The sequence below is a fragment of the Gluconobacter japonicus genome (assembly GCF_002723975.1).
GTDB lineage: Bacteria > Pseudomonadota > Alphaproteobacteria > Acetobacterales > Acetobacteraceae > Gluconobacter > Gluconobacter japonicus.
The window spans coordinates 1-8,561 of sequence record NZ_BEWO01000044.1 but is presented as its reverse complement, the minus strand read 5'-3'; the positions used below and the strand labels follow the sequence as shown (position 1 = coordinate 8,561).

The 8,561-nt window shown below is 51.6% G+C and carries 7 protein-coding genes and 1 pseudogene; 6 read left to right on the top strand and 2 right to left on the bottom strand.

Annotation, left to right across the window (positions count from 1 at the left end; genetic code table 11):
* On the bottom strand, positions 1 to 1,742 hold a 1,742-nt coding region (gene mobQ / locus GJA01_RS14575), incomplete at its 3' end, for a MobQ family relaxase (protein ID WP_169925653.1).
* Between the two features lie 164 nt (positions 1,743 to 1,906).
* On the opposite strand from mobQ, the gene GJA01_RS14570 reads away from it, so the two are divergent.
* The 6 genes from GJA01_RS14570 (at position 1,907) to GJA01_RS14545 (ending at position 6,655) form a co-directional block, all read left to right on the top strand.
* Positions 1,907 to 2,194 carry a mobilization protein gene (locus GJA01_RS14570; RefSeq protein WP_197457254.1) on the top strand — a complete coding sequence of 96 codons (288 nt, stop codon included), beginning with the start codon at positions 1,907 to 1,909 and terminating at the stop codon, positions 2,192 to 2,194.
* A gap of 100 nt (positions 2,195 to 2,294) precedes the next feature.
* Positions 2,295 to 2,723 carry a hypothetical protein gene (locus tag GJA01_RS14565; RefSeq protein WP_145993809.1) on the top strand — a complete coding sequence of 143 codons (429 nt, stop codon included), beginning with the start codon at positions 2,295 to 2,297 and terminating at the stop codon, positions 2,721 to 2,723.
* Positions 2,724 to 3,854: 1,131 nt separating this feature from the next.
* Positions 3,855 to 4,415 (top strand): helix-turn-helix domain-containing protein, encoded by a 561-nt coding sequence (locus GJA01_RS14560; protein WP_082785177.1) that lies wholly within the window; start codon positions 3,855 to 3,857, stop codon positions 4,413 to 4,415.
* A gap of 64 nt (positions 4,416 to 4,479) precedes the next feature.
* Entirely contained in the window at positions 4,480 to 4,929 is a 450-nt protein-coding gene (locus GJA01_RS14555) for a hypothetical protein (RefSeq protein ID WP_145993808.1), read from the top strand.
* A gap of 96 nt (positions 4,930 to 5,025) precedes the next feature.
* Positions 5,026 to 5,715 carry a helix-turn-helix domain-containing protein gene (locus tag GJA01_RS15180; RefSeq protein ID WP_145993807.1) on the top strand — a complete coding sequence of 230 codons (690 nt, stop codon included), beginning with the start codon at positions 5,026 to 5,028 and terminating at the stop codon, positions 5,713 to 5,715.
* A 490-nt stretch (positions 5,716 to 6,205) separates the two neighbouring features.
* Positions 6,206 to 6,655 carry a hypothetical protein gene (locus tag GJA01_RS14545; RefSeq protein WP_174694505.1) on the top strand — a complete coding sequence of 150 codons (450 nt, stop codon included), beginning with the start codon at positions 6,206 to 6,208 and terminating at the stop codon, positions 6,653 to 6,655.
* A gap of 136 nt (positions 6,656 to 6,791) precedes the next feature.
* Here the strand turns inward: GJA01_RS14545 and GJA01_RS15360 are convergent.
* A pseudogene (locus GJA01_RS15360) lies at positions 6,792 to 8,561 on the bottom strand (hypothetical protein); the annotation flags it as partial.

The window sequence follows — 8,561 nt, the reverse complement described above, 5'->3', positions numbered from 1 at the left end:
ATCTCCCGGATGTCAGCACGACGATGCGCCAGAACGAGGACATTCTCTCCTCCGATTTCCGCTGCATCCGCCAAATAGGCACGGGCTGTCTCCGCCACCACCTGGGCTGAACTGGTGACTTCCCGGATCGCTCCTTTCCGGTCGTAATACTCCAGAGCATCCCGAGGTCGACCAGACCCAAGAGCAACCGTCGCCTCCCGGTCGTCAGCATTCCGAGCACGACGGACATCAACCATGCGGGCCGCACCAAGACGGGCCTCAAGAACCCGGAACGGCGCTCCTGCCTGAATGGGTTGCAACTGTTCGGCGTCACCCACCGCCACAACCTTGGCCCCATACTGCTGCGCCACGGCCAGCACATCACGCATCTGCCGCGAGCCAACCATGCCGGCCTCGTCGACCACCAAAACAGTTTTGGCATTCAGGCGGGGATAAGCGTCATCGTTTGGTTTAAGATTATTCAGACGCCAGAAAAACTGAGCAATCGTCTGACTTCTGATTGTGGCTCCGTCCTCGAGCTGCTGCGCAGCCGTCGCCGAAAGGGTAAGGCCCTTCACCTGATAGCCACCTTTTGACCAGACATATGCAGCCTCATCAAGCATGGTGGTTTTACCAGTGCCAGCCAGACCAGATACGAGCGCCAACCGCTCAGGACCCGTGACATGGCGGACAGCAGCGACCTGCTCCCCCGACAACTTGGAATAGCTGAGCACGTCATTCTGATGGGCTGTGGCATCCCCATGCAACCGATCGCCCTGCATCTTGTCCGCCATATCGACAAGATCGCGTTCCGCACGGAGCAGAGAACGCGATGAATAACGCTTATTCCCCTCCTCGTCCTTGCCGAGGAAAACTGTCTCATCCGAAGCGAGAACACGGGCTTTCATGGTGTCAAAAGCAAGCCGTGTCTGCTCTTCCGTCATGTCTTCCCCAAGCCAGCGGTGCAGATAGCGGGCAACATCCTGCTCGGTGAAAGAGGCGGCTTTATCCGTCAGAGCGTCTACAACAATGCTGGGATTTACAGTGATCCGGTGCCAGTTCCGGGCCTGAATCTGTTCGTTCTTGGCCGTGCGCTCTGCCGTGAAATGAGGATCATTTTCTCGAACTCTTTCCTGCATGGGGCGCGCTGCGCCCTCCTTGATCTGGGGCTCCAAATCAAGGCCACGGTCTGCATAGCTCCTCCGATCGATCCGGGCATCGATGCCACGTGCCGCCAGCATACCGTTCGTCAGATCTTCCCAGCTCGTCCGCCAGTACTCATACACCTCTTTACTATTCCATAACCGCTCCTTTTTCGGGCCAAATCCGCTCTCGGATACAGGTCGCATCGTCAGCAGAATATGAGCGTGGGGAGCGATCTTATTATCGGCGGCAATGGGGCAATGGATCGAAACGTCAGCAATCATGCCAAGAGAAACAAAGTTCTCCTGGACAAAAGATCGTACCAGTTCCAGCCGGTCCGCCTCGTTCAGTTCTCGAGGAAGGGCTACCTCGATTTCACGGGCAAGCTGGGCATCTTTTCGCCGTTCTGATTTTTCAACGGCGTTCCAGAGCGTTTCCCGATTGCGAAACTCCTCGGACGCACCTTCTGGGAGGAAAATCTCGGAATGAACGATGCTGCGTTTTCTGGTGAAGTTACGGTTTTCTTCATAACGCTCATCCCAGAGATTATCTCCAGCACGATAGGCTGCCGCTGCGACAACACTTCGTCCCTTACTTCGATCAATCGTTTGACTTCGCATATGGAAGATCGCCATTGGCGTTTATACCAATGCTAAGCGCCACATTGCGTAGCAATGTATCTGCGCGCCCTTCGATATTCTCGGTCTGGTTGGAGTTGCCGGGTTGGTCATGGCATCAGCCATAGAATAGAATGAAGCCTACTGGCAAGAAAAGGAGGCGCAGCATGGCCAAGGTTCGCAAGACTCTTCAGGAAATGATCGAAGAGCAGGAGAAAAAGAAGGAAGCGGTCTCTAATAGGCTAAAGGCCCTGAAAGCACGCGAAGCGACAAGCGAGAAGAAAGCAGACACACGGCGAAAGGTCATCCTCGGTGCGATGGTCATGCACATGGCACAAAACGATGACGCGGAAGCTGTGAGCGTTCTGGAGAGAGCGCTTCGCCAGTTGACGAAGGAACGTGACAGGGAAGTCTTTGCAGACTGGTCGTGGAAAGCCGATCCAAACAATGAATAGTAGTGATCTGGGTTTTTTTGAGGAACTCGGCCTGACACTGGAGCGCGTGAATAGCAGGCTCGACAGGGAGGCAACACAGAGCTCCGACTTGGGCAGGGACATGAAAGCCTTGCACCAGTCGGTCGAGACACTCACACAACTGGTCACGACACAGCAGGACGTCAGACTGTCAGGCATCCGGGAAGAACCGGTTAGCGAGGCTATGGCTAGGCTAACCGGTTTGATTGCCAGGGAAATACCGGAGCACCTGTCACGTCAAAGTCGGGACCTGACAGAAACTCTCACCCGCGAACACAAAGCGCTGAAACAGACCCTCTGGGATGAAATCGATCGCCTGGAAAACCGAAAGACGGTCAGCAAAACGAGATACCTCCCTTATCCAGCCATCACTTTCGGCTTCTGGGGTGGAATCCTGCTCATGGCACTGGTTGATCGGGGGGTGGCTCATTTCGCCTTGGGGTCCACTTTCGATTTCTGGTGGACCGATCCCCTCACAATGGCATTGGCCTGGGTTTCTGGGGCATCGTAAAGGTCGCAGACGCGACATACGGGAAAGGAAACGACCGTGAAGGGGCAATACCCTCTCCACGGCCATTCTTGGGCTTCTCCGCCCATCAGGAACGATTGCGGTCCCGTCGATCAATCAGGATTGTACCGACATTGATCCAGAGATGCATGATCTGGCGACCAGCATCCCCCGCATCTTCGGCCGTGACCGGCTCAACAGGCATTCCAGGCCGTCCGATAAAGGTCCTGGGACCGTCTGTGTAAATCCTCCTGTTCACCTTGCAGAAAACCTCGATCCCGCCACCTGGACGAAAAAACGCCCCGGCCACGAGATCAGCGAATACGCTCCCAGCCGCGCAGTTGCGCGGAGAGGGGCGCTTACGGCGCCCCTTGGCCAATTTATGCGGCGAAGGGTCAGAAGGCCGTCAGGCGACTTCTGTGAGGCTCTCGCAGGGTCTTGAAGGGATACGGGGGACGTGGTTCAACCACTGCCAGCGTCGTCATGAGCTCAATCCTCATTCGGCGTTAGCTCTGTTCGGGGTGTTACCAGCACCTCGGCAGAGCGCCCATCAGGCGATGGGCAGCCGGAATCCTAGTACACCTGTCCCCCGTAAGGGAATCCCCTTATCCATTTCTGATGAGCGGGTCCCGGTTAGGCACCATCCTTACCAACCATTCATTCCCCTTGAGCAAATCATAGTTCTCTTATGCTTCGTCCTTCAGGTCCGGAGCGAGCGCAGAGCGGGAGCCGCGAAGCGTGCCCGTCAGGGCATCCGGTGTGGATAAAGTTTCTTAGATTTGCCCTTGAACCGCCCCCGAGGGTCCACAGGACCCGAGGCCCCCTACCGCTCACAAAGGGCGTTCGCGGGCCTCGAACCCGTGGGCTTCGTGGACGGCCCTTAGATCATATAAATGCATTCTTTTGGTTGCCTTATAAATCAATGACTTAAGAGGGGGGGGTAGTCCCATAGCTGATGGGACTACCCCGTCCCATCAGCTATGGGACTGGTTTGACAAGATTACCCCGTGGATTGATATTTTTTATCAGTCGAATATTGACAATAATTATCAGCGTATGGGCATATTTTATTCGTTGATGAGACCGGGTAGTCTCATTTCGCGCCATTATGGACACAGCCCCTAGGAAGAAGACGTGCAGAAGCATTCTCGCCAGATTGGATTAACAACCGCACCTAATGGCACCTGGGTACAAACAGAACGAGCGGCTCATGAAAGATGGGCGAAACTAATAGGTTCTCACCCTAAAGCTGCTGCTTTAATGCATGTAATTGTTGGCAACATGGGAAGACACAATGCCCTTGTTGCTAGCATACCAAATTTGCAAAAACTTATGGGATGCTCTAGAAATACTGTGATAAGAGCAATTACAACTTTAAAAGATCAAAACTGGATTGAAGTACGTCAAATAGGAGCAGCCGGAACAACAAATGCATACATTGTGAATGATAGGGTTGCTTGGACAGGAAAGCGCGATGGTATCCGGTACAGCTTATTCAGTGCTGCCGTCCTAGTATCGGACGACGAACAGCCGGATAAGGATGAAATCAATACCCGTCCTCCGCTTGAACGGGTTCCATCTTTGTATCCTGGCGAAAAGCAATTACCGATTGGGGAAGGACTTCCTCCCCCCTCTCAGCCTTCATTCGAGGCGATGGAACACGACCTTCCATATACCCTGAGGGATGACGATTGATGCGTGGCTATCATATACATCGCTATCTCCCCCTGCGCCACGTCAGTGCACCACTTGCGCCACCATGCGCCACATGCTGAGCCAGAGACGCGCCTCTGAAATATGGGGGGTTTCCCGCCGCACAATCCAACGGGCAATTCAGTCCGGGAAGCTAAGCATTTCCTTGGATGGGCAAATTGATCCATCAGAAATGCTTCGAGTTTTCGGGGAGGCATCTAGCAAAAAAGACGGTGGCGCAGGTGCGCCAGTCAGTGAGCCACTTGCGCCACCTAATGCGCCAGGTGAGCCCCCTTCTTCAGAAGCGGCCCTATCGGCTGAGATTAAAGCGCTTCGCGCAGCCTTGGTGGCGAAGGATGAACTGCTGGCTGCGAAGGATCGCCACATCGAAGACATGAGCCTGTCATTACGACTTCTGGCCGCTCCAATCAGCCAGCCTCAGCCACCTTCTCAAGCGAGAAAGCGAAATCAGACATTTTGGCAGCGTATCTTCGGGAAAACTGAAAAAACCCAATAAGGTCAAAAAAACTTTTCCAACACTTTTAAATAAAACACTTGCATTGTCCAATGGGTCATTGTATTAAAATAACCACAACAGTTTGAGGGTTATTTTATGTCTTTCCGATACGATGCTAAGATTCGAGCAGCTAGGGCTATTTTAAATATTTCCAGAAGCGATCTGGCTGAATCATGCGGGATCTCCGCAACCATAATTCAACGAATTGAAGGGGGCTATGGTAGCGTTAGTTCAGCCAATAATAATTTGTTAGAAGATTTCTTCAAAAGAAACGGAATTATTTTTCACGAAAATTCCATTGAATTTAGCTCAGAAAAAGAAAACATCCAAAAAGATAAGCACTTAAAAAAATTAACCAATGAAGAGATTTATAATTCTCTGAAAATAAATCAAGATTTTACATCATGTTTTTCGAATTGGGATGAATATACCAAGAATAATATTTTCTCCGTAATAAGATCATTTAATAAACTTGGCCTTGATATATGGTATGTCGATATGGGAGGAGAAATAAGAATTGGATTTAAAGATGAAAATGAAGAAAAAGGAAAACCATTTTCATTTATAAAGTTTAAAAAAGAAGGTTTTACAATAGATTTTAACAGAAGAGTTTCTAAATACTCAGAATATATTAAAAGATTTCCAATTTCTTTTGGTAATGGAACATTGGTAGATAAATGCTTTGTTGATAACTTAGAAAAATTATCTTCCAATGGCGTGGAATTACCTCCGGTAATTCAATCTTCTTCTGAAGGGCGCTTACCGACTGATTACCCTCCACTGTAAAAGAATGACTTAAGCTATGAGATTTTATCTATACCCACCCTCACAGCGTCTGCCGTTCCAACCGATACAATCTCACGACGAAAAAAAAATCAGTTGCTTTATACGAAAAATGATATCATATTGATATCAGCACCACATCTAAGTTCGAAGATTCCTTACTGAGAACACGAAACCTAGGCAGTGAGTGATTTGAAATGACCGTAGCAACCGAAAAAAAGACCGATAGTTTTCTCCTGAGATTGCGCCCCAAAGACACTCCTACGGGTGTCAGTGTTGGGACATTCAACACCCTGACCGATCTCACGGGATTAACAAAAACCGAGCTTACTCACCTAGCATTACGTGAGTATGCAGACAGAAACATAAGGAGGTACGAAGACGACGATGGGCCCTTAACTACCGCACAACTGAAACAGATAAGAGAAATAAGCAAAGTGAAACAAATCGATGACGATGAATTCGACGAACTACTATTCTAATAGGAGAAAATATGAGTACGAAGTACGCCCCCCTTCCCACCATTGGTGATATTGTCTGGTGCCATTTCCCCCAGGAGATGGGAGTTCCTGGCCCGAAGTCTCGACCGGCTCTTGTAAGAGCGGTCTCGACTGCACGTAACCTCGTGCAGGTGGCGTATGGCACCAGCAAAAAGACGGGAAGTCTTTATCCGGGTGAGTTCGTTCTCGACCCTAGCGATGGAGGGTTCGCAGACAGTGGCCTCGAAGTGCGTACCAAGTTTGATGTTGGCAACTTGGTTACATTACCATTCGACGACACATGGTTTGCCCCAAGCCCTCTTTTGAAACCAGGAACACCAGCGCCTAAAATGGGATCTCTACACGTTAGCTACCTGACGGCAGCGATCAAAGCGCGGGAAACCTACAAAGATTATCAAGCAAAAAAAGCGAGGGAAGCCCTTCGCTTGGCAAACGACAAGTAAAGAGACCATAAGCTTATGAGGTCTTATCTCTACATGGGTAAGACCTCGCAAACTTAAAGAAGCGTTATCGAGAATAGCTTTAATCAGGTACCTTGATAACACTCAGACAAATCACCTTTCTTTTTGTCCAGTGATTTCAAAACTCCATACTCGGCCCTGCATTACAGGACCGGCTTTGCTCACGCTCCCGAACACGCTGCCGATCATCGGCCCTGAAATCCTCACGGTACCGATCAACCACCCTCTGGAGGGCGGGACTGGCTTCGCCAGTGAAGCTCTGCCCAACGTCGCGTCCAGGGATCGCTTCCAGGTCATACCCTACCCGGGCAGCACGTTCTTCAGCCCTGACGACAGACTGGTCCTCACGCCGATCACACTGACCGGCCGCCTCATCCATCTTCCAGACGGCCGCTCCGAGCCGCTCCGTTGCTTTCTGAAGATCACCCCAGGCTCGAGCGAAATCAGGAGACTGGAGTGCCAGGGACAGATGACGGCGAGCATCTTCAGAAGATCCTTTCTCGATCGCGGTAAAGAATGCCCATCCGACCTTTCTCAAGGCGCCATGCGCCTCCTTTGCACGCCCGACTGCTACCCTCACGTGATAGGTAGTATCTTCAATCCTTCGCTTATCTATAGAGGCTGCCTGTTCAAGACGTGCTTCAAGAGCAGCACGGGCTATAGCCGCCTGCTTCTGATGCTCCATGCGGGCTTCAGTAGCCCGAAACTGCAATTCCTGTTCTGCCCTGACTGTGACCAGAGATTTACCCGTTGAGGCCGCAAGGCGGCGCGCCGCCTCGAGCTTTTCTTGTTCTCTCGCAGCCACTTCCTGCAGGCCGGTATTTTTCTTCATGGCGTTGCTAAGATTTTGCTCGGCAACTCTCACAGCCGTTGTCTGACGATCAATCGCTTCCTTTCGAAGAAAGATGGTGAAATGCGCTCGGCGTAGCTTTTGTTTCTCGTGCACAATCTGCGCCTGACACGCCTGCACAGTCTCTTGTCCAAACCGTGCATTATCCTCAGCAACGGCAAGACGGCGATCAATGATCGCTGCAAGAGCCTCGTTTTCATGCTGCTTCTTCTCAACTTCACGCTGACGCGCTGCGTTCTCTGTTTTCCGCCTGTCAGCAGCCTGTATCCGTCGCAATTCATGCGCCCGTTCACGCTCCTGGGCTGCTTCGTATTCTGCCTTACGCCTCTTGCGTTCCTGTTCAGCCGCTTCATGGCGTTGCCGCTCAGCCCGGGTGTGCTCTTCCTGCTGCTGACGCTCCCGCTCGGCTGCCTCTGCCTGACGCTGCGCTTCGACCTCTGCACGTTGGACAACTTCCTGAGGGTCGTACTTTGGAGATGGGGCCTCTGTAAGATCAGCCTGCCGCACATGAGCTTCATAATACTTTGCAAGCGCTTCTAAAGATGGAGAAAATCCCCGCACTTCCGCGTAATCGATGGTTGAGTCTTTGCTCCTGTCCCGGCTCAAGCGCTCGAAGAGTTTTTCTTTGTTTCCTGCCGTTTCCGGGGTCCAGTATCCCCGGAAAGTGTCCCGGTGCCGACTGAGAAGCACATAGAGAAGCTGCCGATCCATAGAGCTGGACAGAACCCCGTGAACCTTCTCCGCCGTCGCACCCTGCCCCTTATGCACGGTCCGGGCATACCCATGGTCAATATGGCGATAATTGGAGATACGAACAGCAACTGTCCGGTCTTTGGTCCGGATAGTAAGAAGATCGTCCTGAACGCTCTCAACAACACCATCCAGTCCATTCCGGACACCAAGCGCACGGTTGTTTTTTAGAAAGACAATCCGGTCCCCTTCACCGAACGCACGTTCTCCAAGAGCAGTCTCAAAGGTAACACCTTCTTTGACCTCTCCGGACTTCACCAGCTCTCTACGAATGGCCTTGTTGATCTC